The organism is Pseudomonas coleopterorum (assembly GCF_900105555.1).
GTDB lineage: Bacteria > Pseudomonadota > Gammaproteobacteria > Pseudomonadales > Pseudomonadaceae > Aquipseudomonas > Aquipseudomonas coleopterorum.
Map to the genome: position 1 here is coordinate 836,732 of NZ_FNTZ01000001.1, position 17,693 is coordinate 854,424.

General features: G+C 62.4%; 20 protein-coding genes. 19 read left to right on the plus strand and 1 reads right to left on the minus strand.

What is annotated here, in order from left to right; translation table 11 throughout:
- Positions 1-21: 21 nt before the first annotated feature.
- Positions 22-837, minus strand: coding sequence for a type III secretion system regulator SuhB (suhB, locus tag BLV18_RS03660; protein ID WP_049861891.1), 816 nt, complete (start codon positions 835-837; stop codon positions 22-24).
- 134 nt (positions 838-971) lie between these two features.
- Between suhB and trmJ the strand changes: the two genes are divergently transcribed.
- From trmJ to der, 19 genes are all read left to right on the plus strand, one after another.
- Entirely contained in the window at positions 972-1,724 is a 753-nt protein-coding gene (gene trmJ / locus BLV18_RS03665; protein WP_090356420.1) for a tRNA (cytosine(32)/uridine(32)-2'-O)-methyltransferase TrmJ, read from the plus strand.
- Positions 1,725-2,504, plus strand: coding sequence for a serine O-acetyltransferase (gene cysE, locus BLV18_RS03670; RefSeq protein WP_090356422.1), 780 nt, complete (start codon positions 1,725-1,727; stop codon positions 2,502-2,504). It begins immediately after the preceding gene.
- A 159-nt stretch (positions 2,505-2,663) separates the two neighbouring features.
- Entirely contained in the window at positions 2,664-3,161 is a 498-nt protein-coding gene (gene iscR / locus BLV18_RS03675) for a Fe-S cluster assembly transcriptional regulator IscR (protein ID WP_056844988.1), read from the plus strand.
- 34 nt (positions 3,162-3,195) lie between these two features.
- Positions 3,196-4,410: an IscS subfamily cysteine desulfurase gene (locus BLV18_RS03680; RefSeq protein ID WP_049861895.1), complete on the plus strand. Its 1,215-nt coding sequence runs from the start codon at positions 3,196-3,198 to the stop codon at positions 4,408-4,410.
- A 53-nt stretch (positions 4,411-4,463) separates the two neighbouring features.
- Positions 4,464-4,850, plus strand: a complete 387-nt coding sequence (gene iscU / locus BLV18_RS03685) for a Fe-S cluster assembly scaffold IscU (RefSeq protein ID WP_043186545.1) — start codon at positions 4,464-4,466, stop codon at positions 4,848-4,850.
- A 90-nt stretch (positions 4,851-4,940) separates the two neighbouring features.
- A complete protein-coding gene (gene iscA / locus BLV18_RS03690) occupies positions 4,941-5,264 on the plus strand; it encodes an iron-sulfur cluster assembly protein IscA (RefSeq protein ID WP_049861896.1) in 324 nt (107 codons plus the stop codon).
- A 9-nt stretch (positions 5,265-5,273) separates the two neighbouring features.
- Positions 5,274-5,795: a co-chaperone HscB gene (hscB, locus tag BLV18_RS03695; protein WP_056844989.1), complete on the plus strand. Its 522-nt coding sequence runs from the start codon at positions 5,274-5,276 to the stop codon at positions 5,793-5,795.
- 46 nt (positions 5,796-5,841) lie between these two features.
- Positions 5,842-7,704, plus strand: coding sequence for a Fe-S protein assembly chaperone HscA (gene hscA / locus BLV18_RS03700; RefSeq protein WP_090356424.1), 1,863 nt, complete (start codon positions 5,842-5,844; stop codon positions 7,702-7,704).
- A gap of 3 nt (positions 7,705-7,707) precedes the next feature.
- Complete coding sequence (gene fdx, locus BLV18_RS03705) at positions 7,708-8,049, plus strand: ISC system 2Fe-2S type ferredoxin (RefSeq protein ID WP_090356427.1); 342 nt, start codon at positions 7,708-7,710, stop codon at positions 8,047-8,049.
- 13 nt (positions 8,050-8,062) lie between these two features.
- Positions 8,063-8,263, plus strand: a complete 201-nt coding sequence (iscX, locus tag BLV18_RS03710) for a Fe-S cluster assembly protein IscX (RefSeq protein ID WP_049861900.1) — start codon at positions 8,063-8,065, stop codon at positions 8,261-8,263.
- Between the two features lie 88 nt (positions 8,264-8,351).
- Complete coding sequence (gene ndk, locus BLV18_RS03715; RefSeq protein WP_043186559.1) at positions 8,352-8,777, plus strand: nucleoside-diphosphate kinase; 426 nt, start codon at positions 8,352-8,354, stop codon at positions 8,775-8,777.
- 28 nt (positions 8,778-8,805) lie between these two features.
- A complete protein-coding gene (gene rlmN / locus BLV18_RS03720) occupies positions 8,806-9,954 on the plus strand; it encodes a dual-specificity RNA methyltransferase RlmN (protein ID WP_049861901.1) in 1,149 nt (382 codons plus the stop codon).
- 14 nt (positions 9,955-9,968) lie between these two features.
- Positions 9,969-10,724, plus strand: a complete 756-nt coding sequence (pilW, locus tag BLV18_RS03725) for a type IV pilus biogenesis/stability protein PilW (protein ID WP_090356429.1) — start codon at positions 9,969-9,971, stop codon at positions 10,722-10,724.
- Positions 10,721-11,701 carry a RodZ domain-containing protein gene (locus BLV18_RS03730; protein ID WP_090356431.1) on the plus strand — a complete coding sequence of 327 codons (981 nt, stop codon included), beginning with the start codon at positions 10,721-10,723 and terminating at the stop codon, positions 11,699-11,701. The genes pilW and BLV18_RS03730 overlap by 4 nt, the downstream gene beginning before the upstream one ends.
- Before the next feature lies 1 nt (position 11,702).
- Positions 11,703-12,812, plus strand: coding sequence for a flavodoxin-dependent (E)-4-hydroxy-3-methylbut-2-enyl-diphosphate synthase (gene ispG / locus BLV18_RS03735; protein ID WP_090356434.1), 1,110 nt, complete (start codon positions 11,703-11,705; stop codon positions 12,810-12,812).
- Between the two features lie 22 nt (positions 12,813-12,834).
- Positions 12,835-14,124 carry a histidine--tRNA ligase gene (gene hisS, locus BLV18_RS03740; RefSeq protein ID WP_049861905.1) on the plus strand — a complete coding sequence of 430 codons (1,290 nt, stop codon included), beginning with the start codon at positions 12,835-12,837 and terminating at the stop codon, positions 14,122-14,124.
- A gap of 42 nt (positions 14,125-14,166) precedes the next feature.
- Positions 14,167-14,808, plus strand: coding sequence for a YfgM family protein (locus tag BLV18_RS03745; protein WP_090356435.1), 642 nt, complete (start codon positions 14,167-14,169; stop codon positions 14,806-14,808).
- Positions 14,801-15,955, plus strand: a complete 1,155-nt coding sequence (bamB, locus tag BLV18_RS03750) for an outer membrane protein assembly factor BamB (protein ID WP_090356438.1) — start codon at positions 14,801-14,803, stop codon at positions 15,953-15,955. The genes BLV18_RS03745 and bamB overlap by 8 nt, the downstream gene beginning before the upstream one ends.
- A 120-nt stretch (positions 15,956-16,075) precedes the next feature.
- The gene (gene der, locus BLV18_RS03755; RefSeq protein WP_049861908.1) at positions 16,076-17,539 is read left to right on the plus strand and encodes a ribosome biogenesis GTPase Der; all 1,464 of its coding nucleotides are present in this window, start codon (positions 16,076-16,078) and stop codon (positions 17,537-17,539) included.
- Positions 17,540-17,693 lie beyond the last annotated feature (154 nt).

Consider the following 17,693-nt stretch of genomic DNA (forward strand, 5'->3'; position numbering starts at 1 on the left):
CTTTTCTTGTCGTGCCAGGTCTCAGCGCTTGAGCGAGGCCGGCAGGTGCGGCTGGATGGCGGTCAGCACTGCCTTGAAGCACTTGGTGTTACCGGCAACGATGTGGCCGTTTTCCAGGAAGTTGTGACCGCCGGTGAAATCGCTCACCAGGCCGCCCGCTTCCTGAATCAGCAGGACGCCTGCGGCCATGTCCCATTCCGACAGGCCCGACTCCCAGAACGCATCGAAGCGGCCAGCGGCAACGTAGGCCAGATCCAGGCTGGCGGCGCCGGCGCGGCGAATGCCGGCGGTCTGGCCGACCAGGCTGCGGAACATGCCCAGGTAGTTGTCCAGGTTGTCCATCTGGTTGTCGCGGAACGGGAAGCCGGTGCCCAGCAGGGCGCCGTCCAGGCTGGTGCGACCGCTGACGCGCAGGCGACGGCCATTGAGCTGGGCGCCACGGCCACGGCTGGCGGTGAATTCTTCCTGGCGGACCGGATCGAGCACGACGGCGTGTTCCAGACGACCACGGTACTTGCACGCGATGCTGACGGCGAAGTGCGGTACGCCGCGCAGGAAGTTGGTGGTGCCGTCCAGTGGGTCGATGATCCAGAGGTAGTCTTCGCCCTCACCGCTGCCGGCATGGAAACCGGTCTCTTCGCCACGGATGCCGTGGGTCGGGTAGGCCTTGCGCAGGGCGTCGATGATTTTCTGTTCGGCAGCGCGATCGACTTCGGACACGTAATCCTTGGCATCTTTCTCGTCGACCTTGATGGTATCCAGGCGCTCGATGGAGCGGAAGATCAATTCACTGGCGCTGCGGGCGGCGCGCAGCGCGATATTCAGCATGGGCTGCATGGACGTTTCACCTAAGGTCGTTAAAGAAAGCCGCGCATTCTAGCAGAAAAGTCGTGGACAAGAAGAGGGACATAGCCTTAGTTATAGGCCTTCTGTAATATTTGCCGCCCTTTCCCCGACACAGAGCCCTAGCCGTGCTGGATAACATCCGAGTCGTCCTGGTCAATACCAGCCATCCCGGCAACATCGGTGGCGCGGCGCGCGCCATGAAAAACATGGGGTTGTCGCGGCTGGTGCTGGTCGAGCCCCGCGACTTCCCGTCGCCCGAAGCCGACGCCCGCGCATCGGGCGCCAGCGACGTGCTGGAAAACGCCCAGGTGGTCGCCACTCTGGAAGAGGCGTTGGTGGGCTGCACCGTGGTGCTGGGCACCAGTGCCCGCGACCGCAGCCTGCCGTGGCCGCTGGTAGATCCCCGGGAGTGTGGCGAGAAGGTCATCGAGGAGGCCGGGCAGGGCAAGGAGATCGCGCTGGTGTTCGGTCGCGAGCACGCTGGCTTGACCAACGATGAGCTGCAGCGCTGTCATTTCCATGTGCACATTCCGTCCAATCCGGAGTTCAGTTCGTTGAATCTGGCGGCAGCGGTGCAAGTGCTCGGGTATGAAGTGCGCATGGCCTGGCTGGCGGGCAAGCGTCCGGCGCCAACGCTGGACAAGACCGAGGAGCTGGCCACCAGCGACGAAATGGAGCGCTTCTATGGCCATCTGCAGGACACCCTGGTCGACATCGCCTTTCTCGACCCGGACAAGCCACGGCACCTGATGGCTCGCCTGCGCCGCCTGTTCGGGCGCAGCGCCGTGAACAAGTCGGAAATGAGTATTTTGCGCGGCATTCTCACCGAGACCCAGAAGGTCGCTCGGGGCGAGCCGCATAAGCGCAAGGATCAATAAATGTTCGAACGTCTGCGGGAAGATATCCAGAGTGTTTTTCATCGCGATCCGGCCGCGCGCAATGCGTTCGAGGTGTTGACCTGCTACCCGGGCATGCACGCCATCTGGCTGCATCGAGCCGCCCATGCCTTGTGGAAGCGCGAGTTGAAGTGGCTGGCGCGGGTGGTGTCCAACTTCGGTCGCTGGATGACGGGCATCGAGATCCATCCCGGTGCGACGGTGGGGCGGCGCTTTTTCATCGACCACGGCATGGGCATCGTGATCGGCGAGACGGCCGAGATCGGTGACGACGTGACGATCTACCAGGGCGTGACCTTGGGCGGCACCAGCTGGAACAAGGGCAAGCGCCATCCGACCCTGGCCGATGGCGTGGTGGTGGGGGCGGGCGCCAAGGTGCTCGGGCCGTTCACGGTGGGTGCCGGGGCCAAGGTCGGCTCCAACGCGGTGGTGACCAAGGAAGTGCCGCCCGGCGCGACCGTGGTCGGGATACCCGGCAAGATCATCGTCAAAAGCGATGACCAGCTGGACGCACGGCGCAAGGCCATGGCCGAGAAGATCGGTTTCGATGCCTATGGCGTCGGCGGCGAAGACATGCCCGACCCGGTGGCGCGAGCCATCGGCCAGCTGCTCGATCATCTGCATGCGGTGGACGGGCGTCTGGAAGGGATGTGTGGCGCGCTGAACCGTCTGGGCAGTGACTACTGCGCCAAGGACCTGCCGCCCCTGCGCGACGAAGACTTCGAATGCGTGCAAGGCGCGGAGCGCAAGGCGCAGTCTTGATCCGGGCCGTCACACAGGCCCCAATCGGCATCATTAGTCTGCTACCATTGCGCCGCCGTTTTTGCACCCAAGTCCTAGTAATTCAGTAGGACTTATAGTTGACAAATTTACTCGGAAATAGGATGATCGAACCTATTCCGAGAACCCGTGGTACTAGCCATGCGACTGACAACGAAAGGCCGATACGCCGTCACTGCCATGCTCGACCTGGCATTGCACGCGCAGCGTGGTCCGGTCTCATTGGCCGACATCTCCGAGCGCCAGGGCATATCCCTGTCCTACCTGGAGCAACTGTTCGCCAAGCTGCGCCGGGGCAACCTGGTGTCCAGCGTGCGTGGTCCCGGCGGTGGTTATCAGCTGTCCCGCGAAATGGAAGGCATCCAGGTTGCACAGGTCATCGACGCGGTCAACGAATCGGTCGATGCCACCAAGTGCCAGGGGCTGGGTGATTGCCACGCCGGTGACACCTGCCTGACCCATCACCTGTGGTGTGACCTCAGCCAGCAGATTCACGAATTTTTGAGCGGTATCAGTCTGTCCGACCTTGTCACTCGTCGTGAGGTGCAAGAAGTCGCTCAGCGCCAGGATCTGCGTCGTTGCAACAGCAATGGCCGCATGCAGCGCCTGGACAAGATCGAAACGTCTGCCGTCGAATGAGAAAGCCAGGTTAGCCGCCTGATAGGAGATACCAATGAAGTTGCCGATTTACCTCGATTACTCCGCGACCACGCCAGTGGATCCTCGCGTTGCACAGAAGATGATCGAATGCCTGCAGATGGACGGGAACTTCGGTAACCCGGCTTCCCGTTCGCACGTGTTCGGCTGGAAGGCTGAAGAAGCCGTCGAGAACGCCCGTCGCCAAGTGGCCGACCTGGTCGGTGCCGACCCGCGCGAGATCGTCTGGACCAGCGGTGCCACCGAGTCCGACAACCTCGCGATCAAGGGTGTGGCGCACTTCTACCAGACCAAGGGCAAGCACATCATTACCACCAAGATCGAGCACAAGGCGGTCCTGGATACCACCCGCCAGCTCGAGCGTGAAGGTTTCGACGTCACCTATCTGGAGCCCGGCACCGACGGTCTGGTCACTCCGGCCATGATCGAAGCGGCCATGCGTGACGACACCATCCTGGTCTCGGTCATCCATGTGAACAACGAAATCGGCGTGATCAACGACATCGCTGCCATCGGTGAGCTGACTCGCTCGCGCGGCGTGCTGTTCCACGTCGATGCGGCCCAGTCCACCGGCAAGGTCGAGATCGACCTGTCGGCACTGAAGGTCGACCTGATGTCGTTCTCGGCGCACAAGACCTATGGTCCCAAGGGTATCGGCGCGCTGTACGTCAGCCGCAAGCCGCGTGTTCGCCTCGAAGCGGCCATGCACGGCGGCGGTCATGAGCGCGGCATGCGTTCGGGCACCCTGGCCACGCACCAGATCGTCGGCATGGGTGAAGCCTTCCGCATCGCCAAGGAAACCATGGCCAGCGAAAACCTGCGTATCAAGGCGCTGAGCGATCGCTTCTACCAGCAGGTCGAGAACCTCGAAGAGCTGTACGTCAACGGCAGCCTGACGGCCCGTGTGCCGCACAACCTGAACCTGTCCTTCAACTATGTCGAAGGCGAGTCGCTGATCATGGCCCTCAAGGACCTGGCAGTGTCGTCCGGTTCGGCGTGCACCTCGGCCTCGCTTGAGCCTTCGTATGTACTGCGCGCCCTGGGCCGCAACGACGAGTTGGCGCACAGCTCCATCCGTTTCACCTTCGGTCGCTTCACCACCGAAGAAGAAGTCGATTACGCCGCGCAGAAAGTCTGCGAGGCCGTCACCAAGCTGCGCGCTCTGTCGCCGCTGTGGGACATGTACAAAGACGGTGTCGATATCTCGAAGATCGAGTGGGCGGCGCACTAAGTAGCTGCCGACAAGAGCGGCTTACCTGATGAGTTTCAGTAAGGATCAATACCATGGCTTACAGTGAAAAGGTCATCGACCACTACGAAAACCCACGTAACGTGGGCAAGATGGACGCCGAAGATGCCGACGTCGGCACTGGCATGGTCGGCGCTCCGGCGTGCGGCGATGTGATGCGTCTGCAGATCCGCGTCAACGAGCAGGGCATCATCGAAGATGCCAAGTTCAAGACCTACGGCTGCGGTTCGGCCATCGCTTCCAGCTCCCTCGCCACCGAGTGGATGAAGGGCAAGACCCTGGACGAAGCCGAAACCATCAAGAATACCCAGCTGGCCGAAGAACTGGCGTTGCCGCCGGTGAAGATCCACTGCTCGGTGCTCGCCGAGGACGCCATCAAGGCGGCCGTGCGCGACTACAAGCAGAAGAAAGGTCTGCTCTGAGTCAGAGCGAAGCTGGACACAGTCGAAGGTTCGATACAGCGCGGTGCGGGTGACCGCTCGCGCGAAACCGTTTGCAGGTAAGGAGTCACGATGGCTATCAGCATGACAGAAGCCGCCGCCAACCATGTTCGTCGTTCCCTCCAGGGGCGTGGCAAGGGTGACGGCATTCGCTTGGGCGTACGCACCACCGGTTGCTCGGGCCTGGCCTACGTGCTGGAGTTCGTCGATGAAGCCGGTAGCGAAGACAAGGTCTTCGAGAACCATGGCGTCAAGGTGATCATCGATCCCAAGAGCCTGGTCTACCTGGACGGCACCGAACTCGATTTCGTCAAGGAAGGGTTGAACGAAGGCTTCAAGTTCAACAACCCCAACGTGCGCGGCGAATGTGGCTGCGGCGAAAGCTTCAATATCTGAGGCACATCCGTGGGTACTCCTTGTCATTTCGCCCTGTTCGACCTCAAGCCCGGCTTTCGTCTGGACCTCGATCAACTGGCCACGCGCTATCGCGAGTTGGCCCGCGAGGTCCATCCCGATCGCTTTGCCGATGCCTCCGAGCGCGAGCAGCGTCAGGCCCTCGAAAAGTCTGCAGGCCTGAACGACGCCTACCAGACCTTGAAGGCGGCGCCCAAGCGTGCGCGCTATTTGCTGTCCATCAGTGGCCAGGAAGTACCGCAGGAAGTCACGGTCCACGATCCGGACTTTCTTCTGCAGCAGATGCAGTGGCGCGAAGAACTCGAAGACCTGCAGGACAGCGCCGACCTGGCGGGCGTGGCAACGTTCAAGCGCCGGGTCAAGACCGCGCAGGCTGAACTCGAAGACAGCTTCGCTGCCTGTTGGGATGACGCTGCGCAACGCGAACAGGCCGAACGCCTGATGCGGCGCATGCAGTTCCTCGACAAGCTTTCCTATGAAGTGCGCCAGCTCGAAGAGCGCCTCGACGATTAACCCAGTGTCGCTACGGCCGCACGCCTGAATTCCTGACCTGATAAGCATGGCCCTACTGCAGATCGCCGAACCTGGCCAGAGTCCTCAACCACACCAGCGTCGTCTGGCCGTGGGGATCGACCTGGGCACTACCAATTCGCTGGTCGCTGCGCTGCGCAGCGGTCTCTCCGAACCCCTGGCGGACGCAGACGGGCAGGTCATTCTGCCGTCTGCTGTGCGCTATCATGCCGACCGCATCGAAGTGGGAGCGGCTGCCAAGGCCGCCGCTGCCAGCGATCCGCTCAACACCGTGCTCTCGGTCAAGCGCCTGATGGGCCGCGGCCTGACCGACGTCAAGCAACTGGGCGAGCAATTGCCCTACCGCTTCGTCGGTGGCGAGTCGCACATGCCGTTCATCGAAACCGCGCAAGGCCCGAAGAGTCCGGTGGAGGTGTCCGCCGACATCCTCAAGGCCCTGCGTCAGCGTGCCGAAGACACCCTGGGTGGCGAGCTGGTGGGGGCGGTGATCACCGTGCCTGCCTATTTCGACGATGCCCAGCGCCAGGCCACCAAGGACGCTGCGCGTCTGGCCGGTCTGAACGTCTTGCGCCTGCTCAACGAGCCCACCGCCGCGGCTGTGGCCTATGGCCTGGATCAACACGCCGAAGGGCTGGTGGCGATCTACGACCTGGGCGGCGGGACGTTCGACATTTCCATCCTGCGCCTCACCGGCGGTGTGTTCGAAGTGCTGGCCACCGGCGGCGACAGCGCGCTGGGCGGCGATGATTTCGACCATGCCATCGCCGGCTGGATCGTCGAGCAGGCCGGTGTATCCGCCAACCTCGATCCTGGTGCGCAGCGCCAATTGCTCCAGGCGGCCTGCGCTGCCAAGGAAGCGTTGAGCCAGACGCACAGCACCACCATCACCTACGGTAGCTGGAGCGCGGAACTCACCCGCGATGCCTTCCAGGCCCTGATCGAACCCATGGTCGCGCGCAGCCTCAAGGCGTGCCGACGCGCCGTGCGTGACGCGAACATCGAGATCGACGAGATTCTCGCCGTGGTCATGGTCGGCGGTTCCACTCGCGTTCCGCGTGTGCGTGAAGCGGTGGGCGAGCTGTTCGGGCGTCAGCCCCTGACCGACATCGACCCGGATCAGGTCGTGGCTATCGGTGCCGCCATCCAGGCCGATACGCTGGCCGGCAACAAGCGTGACGGCGGCGAACTGTTGCTGCTCGATGTCATTCCACTGTCCCTGGGGCTGGAAACCATGGGCGGGCTGATGGAGAAGGTGATTCCGCGCAACACCACCATTCCCGTCGCCCGTGCCCAGGATTTCACCACTTATAAAGACGGCCAGTCGGCCTTGCTGGTGCATGTGCTGCAGGGTGAGCGCGAGCTGATCAGCGACTGCCGGTCCCTGGCCCGTTTCGAACTGCGCGGTATTCCTGCCATGGTGGCTGGTGCGGCGAAGATCCGCGTCACCTTCCAGGTCGACGCCGATGGTCTGCTCAGTGTGTCCGCCCGCGAGCTGGGTTCGGGCGTCGAGGCGAGCATTCAGGTCAAGCCGTCCTACGGTCTGACCGACGGCGAGATCGCCCGGATGCTCACCGATTCCTTCCAGTACGCCGGCGATGACAAGGTCGCTCGCCAGTTGCGTGAACACCAGGTCGACGGTGAGCGTCTGATCGAGGCCGTACAGGCCGCGCTGGACGCCGACGGCGAGCGCCTGCTCGACGACGAGGAGCGCATGGTGATCGGCTTGCAGATGGACGAGTTGCGCGCGCTGGTCAAAGGCAATGACGGTCCGGCCATCGAACAGCAGACCAAGCTGCTGTCGCAGGTGACCGATGCGTTCGCCGCGCGTCGCATGAACAATGCCGTGAAAGACGCCCTGTCAGGGCGCAACCTGAATGAAATTGAGGAATAACTGATGCCGAAGGTGACATTTCTGCCCCACGCCGAGCATTGCCCGGACGGTATGGTGGTCGAGGCTGAAACCGGCAGGTCGCTGCTCGACGTCGCCCACGATCATCACATCGAGATCGAGAGTGCCTGCGGCGGCGTCTGCGCCTGCACCACCTGCCACTGCGTGATCCGCGCCGGCTTCAACTCCCTGGAAGAGGCCGACGAGCTGGAAGAAGACTTCCTTGACCGCGCCTGGGGGCTGGAAGCCACGTCGCGTCTGAGCTGCCAGGCCAAGGTCGGCACCGAGGACATCACCGTCGAGATTCCCAAGTACTCGCTCAATCACGCCGCCGAAGCGCCGCACTGACCGAGGGATTGTCATGAGCTATGGTTGGAATGATGTACAGCGCATCGCCGAGGAGCTGGAAGAGCAGCACCCGGATCTGGATCCGTATTCGATCGGCTTCACCCGCCTGCAGCAGATGATCAAGGCGCTGCCGGATTTCGATGACACCTCCGGTCGCGTCGGCGAGAAGGTGCTCGAAGCGGTGCAGACCCTCTGGGCCGCCGAAAAAGACTGATCGATTTGCAGGTTAGGCAATACCCCGGAACCCGCGTATAATTCGCGGGTTTAATTTTTCGCTTCAATCACCGTTTCTGGAGTTTCACATGGCTGTTCAACGTACTTTCTCCATCATCAAGCCCGACGCTGTCGCCAAGAACGTCATCGGCGAGATCACCACTCGTTTCGAAAAAGCCGGTCTGCGCGTCGTTGCCTCGAAACTCAAGCAACTGTCCAAGGCCGAGGCCGAAGGCTTCTACGCCGAGCACAGCGCTCGTGGCTTCTTCGGTGAACTGGTTGCCTTCATGACTTCCGGCCCGGTTGTCGTTCAGGTTCTGGAAGGCGAAAACGCCATCGCCCTGAACCGCGAGCTGATGGGTGCCACCAACCCTAAAGAAGCCGCTGCCGGTACCATCCGCGCCGACTTCGCCGAGTCGATCGACGCCAACGCCGTTCACGGTTCGGACTCCGAAGCCGCTGCTGCTCGCGAAATCGCATACTTCTTCGCTACTACCGAAGTAACCACTCGCTAAGCTACGGCTCACGAGTGAAGGTGAATCCATGACTGATATGACTGGCAAGACGAACCTGTTGGGGCTGACTCAACCGGAAATGGAACAGTTCTTCGACTCGATCGGGGAGAAGCGCTTTCGTGCCGGTCAGGTCATGAAGTGGATTCACCATTTTGGCGTGGACGATTTCGATGCCATGACCAACGTCGGCAAGGCCCTGCGCGAAAAGCTCAAGGCCTGTGCCGAGATCCGCGGCCCCGAAGTGGTCAGCGAGGACATCTCCACCGACGGCACCCGCAAATGGGTGGTGCGCGTGGCGTCCGGCAGCTGCGTCGAGACCGTCTACATCCCCCAGGGCAAGCGCGGCACCTTGTGTGTTTCGTCCCAGGCGGGCTGTGCCCTGGATTGCAGTTTCTGCTCCACCGGCAAACAAGGCTTCAACAGCAACCTCACCGCCGCCGAAGTCATCGGCCAGGTGTGGATTGCCAACAAATCCTTCGGCAGCGTCCCGGCGACCGTCGACCGTGCCATCACCAACGTGGTGATGATGGGCATGGGCGAGCCGCTGCTGAACTTCGACAACGTCATCGCGGCCATGCGCCTGATGATGGATGACCTGGGCTATGGCATCTCCAAACGCCGGGTCACCCTGTCGACCTCGGGTGTCGTCCCGATGATCGACGTGCTCGCCGATCACATCGACGTGTCCCTGGCCCTGTCGCTGCATGCGCCCAACGACGCACTGCGCAACCAGCTGGTACCGATCAACAAGAAGTACCCGCTCAAGATGCTGCTCGAGTCGTGCCAGCGCTACATGTCGCAATTGGGCGAAAAGCGTGTGCTGACCATCGAGTACACCTTGCTCAAGGACGTCAACGATCAGCTCGACCATGCCATCGAAATGGTCGAGCTGCTCAAGAACGTGCCGTGCAAGATCAACCTGATTCCGTTCAACCCGTTCCCTCATTCCGGTTACGAGCGGCCGAGCAACAACGCCATCCGTCGTTTCCAGGATCACCTGCACCAGGCCGGCTTCAACGTGACCGTGCGCACCACTCGTGGCGAGGATATCGACGCCGCCTGTGGTCAGTTGGTGGGGCAGGTCATGGACCGCACGCGTCGCAGTGAGCGCTACATCGCCGTACGCCAATTAGGCGCTGAGGCCGATATGCCGCAAACTGCCGCGAATCGGAACTGAACGAGAGGAACTCCATGACCCTGCGCGCCGCGCTGCTGATCGTCTTCGCCTTGCTGACCGGCTGCGTCACCACGGGCAAGGTCAATCCGATGGACACCAGCAAGGGTCGGGACGAGGCGCGTCAGGCCTACGTGCAACTGGGTCTGGGATACCTGCAGGAAGGCAGTACCGAGCGGGCCAAGATTCCCTTGAAGAAGGCCCTGGAGCTCAACGGTTCCGACGCCGACGCCAATGCGGCACTGGCCTTGGTGTTCCAGGCGGAAATGGAACCCGAGCTTGCCGAACAGCACTTTCGCAAGGCTTTGAACGCACGCAGCGATGCCCGTATCCTGAACAACTACGGCAGCTTCCTGTATGAACAGAAACGCTACAAGGAAGCCTACGAACTGTTCGAGAAGGCCGCCGCCGACACGCTCTATCCAGAGCGATCGCGGGTCTTCGAAAACCTTGGCATGACAGCGGCGGCCCTGGGCCAGCGTGAGGTGGCACGGCAGAACCTGGAGAAAGCGCTGCGGCTCAATCGCCAGCAGCCGCGGGCGCTGCTGGAAATGGCTGAAATGTCGTACCAGGACATGCAGTATGTGCCGGCCAAGGAGTATTTCGACCGGTTCACCCAGTTGAGCGAGCAAACCGCGCGCAGCCTGCTGCTCGGCACGCGTCTGGCGAAAGTCTACGAAGACAAGAACAAGGCCGCCAGTTATGGCCTGCAACTCAAACGGCTTTATCCCGGTACGCCGGAATATCAGCAATACCTGTCGGAGCAAAGATGAAAGCGGCGCATCCCGAAGTAGCAGCAGGCTCTCGTGTAAACCCCGGCGATACCTTGCGTCAGGCCCGTGAAGGCAAAGCGTGGTCGTTGCCCGAGGTGGCCGCGCGGCTGAACCTCACCCCGGCCTCTTTGGCCAACCTGGAAGCGGGCGCGTTCGACAAGCTGCCGGGCCACACTTTTTCCCGTGGCTACATTCGCGCCTATGCCAAATTGCTTGGCCTGGATCAGGCCGTGCTGGTGCAGGCGTTCGATCAGTACACCGGCACCAACGCGCAGGGCAGCAACGTGCATGGCCTGGGCCGCATCGAAGAACCTTCGCGCCTGGCCCACAACCTGCTGCGTATCGTCAGCCTGATGCTGGTGCTGGCCCTGGTGGGCGGCGGCTTCCTCTGGTGGCAGGACAAGACCACCACCCGTGGCACCGATCCGACCAACGTTGCGCTGGAGCACGTCGAAGTCGAAAGCGCCGACGGCACGACCCAGATTCATCCATTGGACGAGCCTGAAGACCAGGCCGTGGTGGCTGCGCGCGAAGGCGAGCCCACCTCGTTGAGCCTGGGACAGGGCCAAACCCCGGTTGACCCGGCCACTACCGGCACACCGGCGACCACGACTACCCAGTCATCTGCGACCGTTGCGCAGACGCCTGCAACCGTTGCCACGCCTGTTCCCGCACCTGTACCCAATTCAGCGACAACACCTGCCGCGCCTGCGCCAGTCGAGACGCCCGTGGCCGGGCAGGGCCAGGTCGGCATGAACTTCGTCGCCGACTGCTGGACCCAGGTCACCGATGCTACCGGCAAAGTCTTGTACAGCGGCCTCAAACGCAGTGGTGACAATCTTCAGGTGAGCGGCAAGCCGCCGCTTTCCATACGCCTGGGCGTGGCCAATGCCGCCCAGGTGACTTACAACGGTCAAGCGGTGGATGTCGCACCCTTTACCAAGGGCAATACTGCTCGCATGAAGCTGGGGCAATAACATGCACGGTGAATCTCCGATCAAGCGCCGCGAATCGCGCAAAATATGGGTCGGCTCGGTACCGGTGGGGGGCGATGCGCCCATCGCCGTGCAGAGCATGACCAACACCGACACCAATGATGTCGATGCCACTGTCGGGCAGATCCAGCGCCTGGTCGATGCCGGCGTCGACATCGTGCGCGTGTCCGTGCCCGACATGGACGCCGCCGAAGCCTTCGGGCGCATCAAGCAGCGCGTCAGCGTGCCGCTGGTGGCCGACATCCACTTCGACTACAAGATTGCCCTGCGCGTGGCCGAGCTGGGTGTGGACTGCCTGCGTATCAACCCCGGCAACATCGGTCGCGAAGACCGCGTGCGCGCCGTGGTCGATGCCGCGCGCGATCGTGGCATCCCGATCCGCATCGGCGTCAACGCAGGCTCCCTGGAAAAGGACCTGCAGAAGAAGTACGGCGAACCGACCCCGGAAGCACTGGTCGAGTCCGCGCTGCGTCACGTCGAGCATCTGGTGCGTCTGGATTTCCACGACTTCAAGGTCAGCGTCAAGGCTTCCGACGTGTTCATGGCCGTCGACGCCTATCGTCTGCTGGCCAAGCAGATCATCCAGCCGCTGCACCTGGGGATCACCGAAGCCGGAGGCCTGCGTTCGGGTACGGTCAAGTCGGCGGTCGGCCTGGGCATGCTGCTGGCCGACGGCATCGGCGACACCATCCGCATCTCGCTGGCGGCCGATCCGGTGGAAGAGGTCAAGGTCGGCTACGACATTCTCAAGTCGTTGCGCCTGCGTTCGCGCGGCATCAACTTCATTGCCTGCCCCAGCTGCTCGCGACAGAACTTCGACGTGGTCAAGACCATGAACGAGCTCGAAGGCCGTCTCGAAGACCTGCTGGTGCCGCTGGACGTCGCGGTCATCGGTTGTGTGGTCAACGGTCCGGGCGAAGCCAAGGAGGCCCATGTCGGCCTCACCGGCGGCACGCCGAACCTGATCTACATCGACGGCAAGCCGTCGCAGAAACTGACCAATGACAACCTGGTGGATGAGCTCGAGAAGCTGATCCGGCAGAAGGCTGCGGAAAAGGTCGAAGCCGATGCGGCGTTGATCGTTCGCGGCTAACAGGGATTTTTAAGGATATTTTGTGAGCAAGACTCTGCAAGCCATTCGTGGCATGAACGACATCCTGCCGGAGCAGACGCCGCTGTGGCGTTACTTCGAAGGCACTGTGGCCGGTTTGCTGGACGGTTACGGCTACCGCCAGATCCGCATGCCCATCGTCGAGTTCACCGACCTGTTCAAGCGCTCCATCGGCGAAGTCACCGATATCGTCGAAAAGGAGATGTACACCTTCGAGGATCGCAACGGTGATTCCCTCACGCTGCGCCCCGAAGGTACAGCAGCCTGTGTCCGCGCGGTGCTCGAACATGGCCTGAGCGGTGGTGGCCAGGTGCAGAAGCTCTGGTACATGGGCCCGATGTTTCGCCATGAACGGCCGCAGAAGGGGCGCTATCGCCAGTTCCACCAGATCGGCCTGGAAGTGTTCAATCTCGACGGTCCGGATATCGACGCCGAGCTGATCGTGCTGACCTGGCGCCTGTGGAAACTGCTGGGCATTCGCGACGCGGTCACCCTGGAACTCAACAGCCTGGGCACCAGCGAAGCCCGCGGTCGCTACCGCGAGGCGTTGGTGGAATTTCTCACCGCGCACCTGGACCAGATCGACGAAGACAGCCAGCGCCGCCTGAAGACCAACCCGTTGCGCGTGCTCGATACCAAGCACCCGGAAACCCAGGCGGTTTTGGTCAACGCGCCGAAGCTGGCCGATTATCTCGACGAAGAGTCGCGCGTGCATTTCGAGGGCTTGAAGGCGCGTCTGGATGCCGCCGGCATTCCCTACGTGATCAACCCCAAGCTGGTGCGGGGCCTGGACTACTACAGCAAGACCGTTTTCGAGTGGGTCACCGACAAGCTGGGCGCTCAGGGCACCGTCTGTGCCGGCGGCCGCTATGATGGCCTGGTCGAGCAGATGGGTGGCAAGCCGACGCCGGGCGTGGGTTTTGCCATGGGCATCGAACGTCTGATCCTATTGCTCGAAACCCTGGAGCAGGTGCCCGAATCCATTGCCCGGCAGGTCGACGTCTACCTCTGCGCTTTCGGCGAACAGGCCGAGTTGGCAGGTCTGACCCTGGCCGAGCGGCTGCGCGACCAGGTGCCGGGCCTGCGCCTGATGGTCAACGCCGGTGCCGGCAGTTTCAAGAGCCAGTTCAAGAAGGCCGACAAGAGCGGTGCCTTGTACGCCTTGATCCTGGGGGACGACGAACTGGCCCAACAAGTGGTAGGTTTCAAACCCCTGCGCGGCCAGGGCGAACAACAGAACATTGCCTGGTCGGCGTTGGCCGACCATCTGGCGACCTGCGTTGTGCAGGGCTGAATCAAGCAAGCATCAAGCATTTGCGCGAATAGGAGCATTGGGGTGTCGAGTACCGAAGACGAACAAATGGGCGAACTCAAGGACTGGTGGCAGCGTAACGGCAAGCCCCTGGTCACCGGTGGCCTGCTGGCCCTGGTGGTCGTGTTCGGCTGGCAAGCCTGGACCCGCTATCAGAGCAACCAGTCGCAGAGCGCTTCCAACCTGTACCAGCAGTTGCTGGAAGCCAGCCTGACCCCGACCGGCAAGCCCGATACCGCCCAGGTGGCAGACCTGGCCGGCAAGCTCAAGAACGAGTTCGGCGGCACTGCCTATGCGCAGTACGCCAGCCTGTTCCTGGCCAAGGCCGCCGTCGATGCCGGCAAGCTCGATGATGCCGCCGCCGAACTCAAGACGGTGGTCGACAAGCCGGTCGACACCACCCTGGGCGAAGTGGCACGTCAGCGCCTGGCGCAGGTCATGGCCGCGCAGAACAAGGCCGAAGACGCCTTGAAGCTGCTCGACGGCGATGCCGACAAGGCGTTCCTGGCAGCCCGCGAAGAACTCAAGGGTGACCTGCTGGTGCAACTGGGCCGCAGCGACGACGCCTATGCCGCCTATCAAAAAGCCAAGGCTGCGCTGTCCGATGAAGCGGCGGTGGGTGGCCTTCAAATCAAGCTCGACGACCTGGCCAAAGGGGATGCGTGACGTGATCCGTTGGAAACATGCAGCATTGCTGGCCCTGGCCTTGATGGCCGTGGGTTGCAGCAGCAACAGCAAGAAGGAACTGCCCCCGGCCGAGCTCACCGACTTCAAGGAAGAAGTGTCCTTGCAGAAGGTCTGGAGCCGCGGTATCGGCGACGGCCAGGGCAAGACCTACAACATGCTCGTGCCGGCGATCGAGAACGATCGCATCTACGCCGCCGATGTGAACGGCGAAGTGGTCGCGATGAACCGCATGACCGGCGACGTGCTGTGGAAGAAAGACCTGGACCAGCCGGTTTCCGGTGCCGTGGGCGTGAGCTACGGCCTGGTGACCCTGGGCACCTTGCGCGGCGACGTGATCGCACTCGACGCCGACACCGGTGAGCAACGCTGGAAGAAACGCGTGAACAGCGAAGTGCTGGCACCACCGGCCAACAACGGCAACGTCGTGGTGGTGCAGACCCAGGACGATCGCCTGATCGGTCTGGATGCCAGCACTGGTGATCAGCGCTGGATCTACGACAGCACTCCAGCGGTGTTGACCCTGCGCGGTACGGGCGCCCCTCTGGTGACCAACCAGCTGGCGATCGCCGGTCTGTCGACTGGCAAGGTCGTGGCTCTGGACATCTCCAACGGCGTGCCGGTCTGGGAAGCTCGGGTCGCCGTGCCTCAGGGGCGTTCCGAACTGGATCGCGTGGTCGACATTGACGGCGGCCTGCTGTTGTCCGGCGGCACGCTGTATGTGACCACCTACCAGGGCCGCATGGCCGGCCTGGACCTGGAAAGCGGGCGTGTGCTGTGGCAGCGCGATGCTTCCAGCTACGCAGGTGTCGCGCAGGGCTTCGGCAACGTCTACACCAGCCTGGCCTCGGGCACCGTGGAGGGCGTCGACGAGCGTTCCACTACCGCCCTGTGGAGCAACGACCAACTGGCGCGTCGCCAGCTGTCGGCTCCCGAAGTGTTTTCCAGCTACATCGCGGTGGGCGACCTGGAAGGTTACGTCCACCTGCTGAGTCAGGTCGACGGTCGTTTCGTCAGCCGTACTCGGGTCGACAGTGACGGTGTACGGGCTCGCCCGCTGGTCGTTGGCGACATGCTTTATATTTACGGCAACAGTGGCAAGCTGGAAGCCCTGACCGTCAAGCAGTGATTGACTATGCTTCCAGACACCCACGGGTGCCTGGAAGCCGCTTCGTTTGAAGCGCCTCGAACTCCGGCCGCTGCCTGCAGCGGCCTTTGTATTTTCTGAATCAACGCAGTGGAGAGCCGCATGGTTCCCGTAATCGCCCTGGTGGGCCGACCCAACGTCGGTAAATCCACCATGTTCAACCGCCTGACCAAAAGCCGTGACGCCATCGTCGGCGACCTGTCTGGTCTTACCCGTGATCGCCAATACGGTGAGGCGCGCTGGCAAGGGCGTTCCTACATTCTGGTCGACACCGGTGGTATTTCCGGTGACGAACACGGCATGGACGAGAAGATGGCCGAGCAGTCGCTGCTGGCCATCGAAGAAGCCGATGTCGTGATGTTCCTGGTCGATGCGCGCGCGGGTTTCACCGCCGCCGACCAGATGATTGCCGAGCACCTGCGCAAGCGTAACAAGCGCTCGCTTTTGGTCGCCAACAAGGTCGACAACGTCGACCCCGAGATGGCCAAGGCCGAATTCGCCCCACTGGGCATGGGCGACGCCATCCCCGTGGCCGGTGCCCAGGGCCGCGGTGTCAACGCGCTGCTCGAAGCCGCCTTGAGCGAGTTCCCGCGCGACGAGGAAGAAGTCGACCTCAACGCCGAGGTGGCCGAGGGCGAGGAAGCCGTGCGCATTCCGGGCCCGAGCGAGAAGGACGGCATCAAGATCGCCATCATCGGTCGACCCAACGTCGGCAAGTCGACGCTGGTCAATCGCATGCTCGGCGAAGACCGGGTGATCGTCTATGACCAGCCAGGTACGACTCGCGACAGCATCTACATTCCCTTCGAACGCAACGAAGAGAAGTACACGCTGATCGACACGGCCGGTGTGCGCAAGCGCGGCAAGATCCACGAGGAAGTGGAAAAATTCTCGGTGGTCAAGACGCTGCAGGCGATCAAGGACGCCAACGTGGTGATCTTCGTCATGGATGCACGCGAAGGCGTGGTCGACCATGACCTGAACCTGCTGGGCTTCGCCCTGGAAACCGGGCGCGCCATCGTCATCGCGCTGAACAAGTGGGACGGCATGCAGCCCAGCGAGCGCGACTATGTGAAGGTCGAGCTGGAGCGGCGGTTGTTCTTCGTCGACTTCGCCGACATCCACTTCATTTCGGCGCTGCATGGCACCGGCGTGGGCAACTTGTATGCTTCGGTGCAGGCATCGTTCAAGTCGGCGATCACCCGCTGGCCGACCAGCCGCCTGACCCAGATCCTTGAGGACGCGGTGCAGGAGCACCAGCCGCCGATGGTCAACAGCCGCCGGATCAAGCTGCGCTACGCTCACCTGGGTGGTGCCAACCCGCCGTTGATCGTGATCCACGGCAATCAGGTGGAGAAGGTACCGAAGTCGTACGTGCGCTATCTGGAAAACACGTATCGCCGCGTGCTTAAGCTGGTCGGTACGCCGATCCGTATCGAGTTCAAGGGTGGCGAGAACCCGTACGAAGGCAACAAGAACACGCTCACCGACCGCCAGGTCAACAAGAAGCGTCGCCTGATGTCGCACCACAAGAAAGCCGACAAAAAGCGCCGCGACAAGCGCTGACAGACCGCGGTGGTGCTGGACGCGGCTCGCGCCGCTGCTACAGGGGAATGTGTAACCCGTATCAGCGGTGCATGCGTTCCATCAGGCCCCCCGCAATCCCTGTAGCAGCGGCGCAAGCCGCGTCGGCGGTGCATGCGGTCTGCCTGCTACACTG

What these genes read in the sequence shown, in the direction of transcription:
- ispG (WP_090356434.1), top strand. Translation starts at nt 11,703, where the DNA reads ATGCACGGTGAATCTCCGATCAAGCGCCGCGAATCGCGCAAAATATGG.
- hscA (WP_090356424.1), top strand. Translation starts at nt 5,842, where the DNA reads ATGGCCCTACTGCAGATCGCCGAACCTGGCCAGAGTCCTCAACCACAC.
- der (WP_049861908.1), top strand. Translation starts at nt 16,076, where the DNA reads ATGGTTCCCGTAATCGCCCTGGTGGGCCGACCCAACGTCGGTAAATCC.
- suhB (WP_049861891.1), bottom strand. Translation starts at nt 837, where the DNA reads ATGCAGCCCATGCTGAATATCGCGCTGCGCGCCGCCCGCAGCGCCAGT.
- BLV18_RS03680 (WP_049861895.1), top strand. Translation starts at nt 3,196, where the DNA reads ATGAAGTTGCCGATTTACCTCGATTACTCCGCGACCACGCCAGTGGAT.
- fdx (WP_090356427.1), top strand. Translation starts at nt 7,708, where the DNA reads ATGCCGAAGGTGACATTTCTGCCCCACGCCGAGCATTGCCCGGACGGT.
- iscA (WP_049861896.1), top strand. Translation starts at nt 4,941, where the DNA reads ATGGCTATCAGCATGACAGAAGCCGCCGCCAACCATGTTCGTCGTTCC.
- rlmN (WP_049861901.1), top strand. Translation starts at nt 8,806, where the DNA reads ATGACTGATATGACTGGCAAGACGAACCTGTTGGGGCTGACTCAACCG.
- cysE (WP_090356422.1), top strand. Translation starts at nt 1,725, where the DNA reads ATGTTCGAACGTCTGCGGGAAGATATCCAGAGTGTTTTTCATCGCGAT.
- BLV18_RS03730 (WP_090356431.1), top strand. Translation starts at nt 10,721, where the DNA reads ATGAAAGCGGCGCATCCCGAAGTAGCAGCAGGCTCTCGTGTAAACCCC.
- iscU (WP_043186545.1), top strand. Translation starts at nt 4,464, where the DNA reads ATGGCTTACAGTGAAAAGGTCATCGACCACTACGAAAACCCACGTAAC.
- pilW (WP_090356429.1), top strand. Translation starts at nt 9,969, where the DNA reads ATGACCCTGCGCGCCGCGCTGCTGATCGTCTTCGCCTTGCTGACCGGC.
- ndk (WP_043186559.1), top strand. Translation starts at nt 8,352, where the DNA reads ATGGCTGTTCAACGTACTTTCTCCATCATCAAGCCCGACGCTGTCGCC.
- iscX (WP_049861900.1), top strand. Translation starts at nt 8,063, where the DNA reads ATGAGCTATGGTTGGAATGATGTACAGCGCATCGCCGAGGAGCTGGAA.
- iscR (WP_056844988.1), top strand. Translation starts at nt 2,664, where the DNA reads ATGCGACTGACAACGAAAGGCCGATACGCCGTCACTGCCATGCTCGAC.
- bamB (WP_090356438.1), top strand. Translation starts at nt 14,801, where the DNA reads ATGCGTGACGTGATCCGTTGGAAACATGCAGCATTGCTGGCCCTGGCC.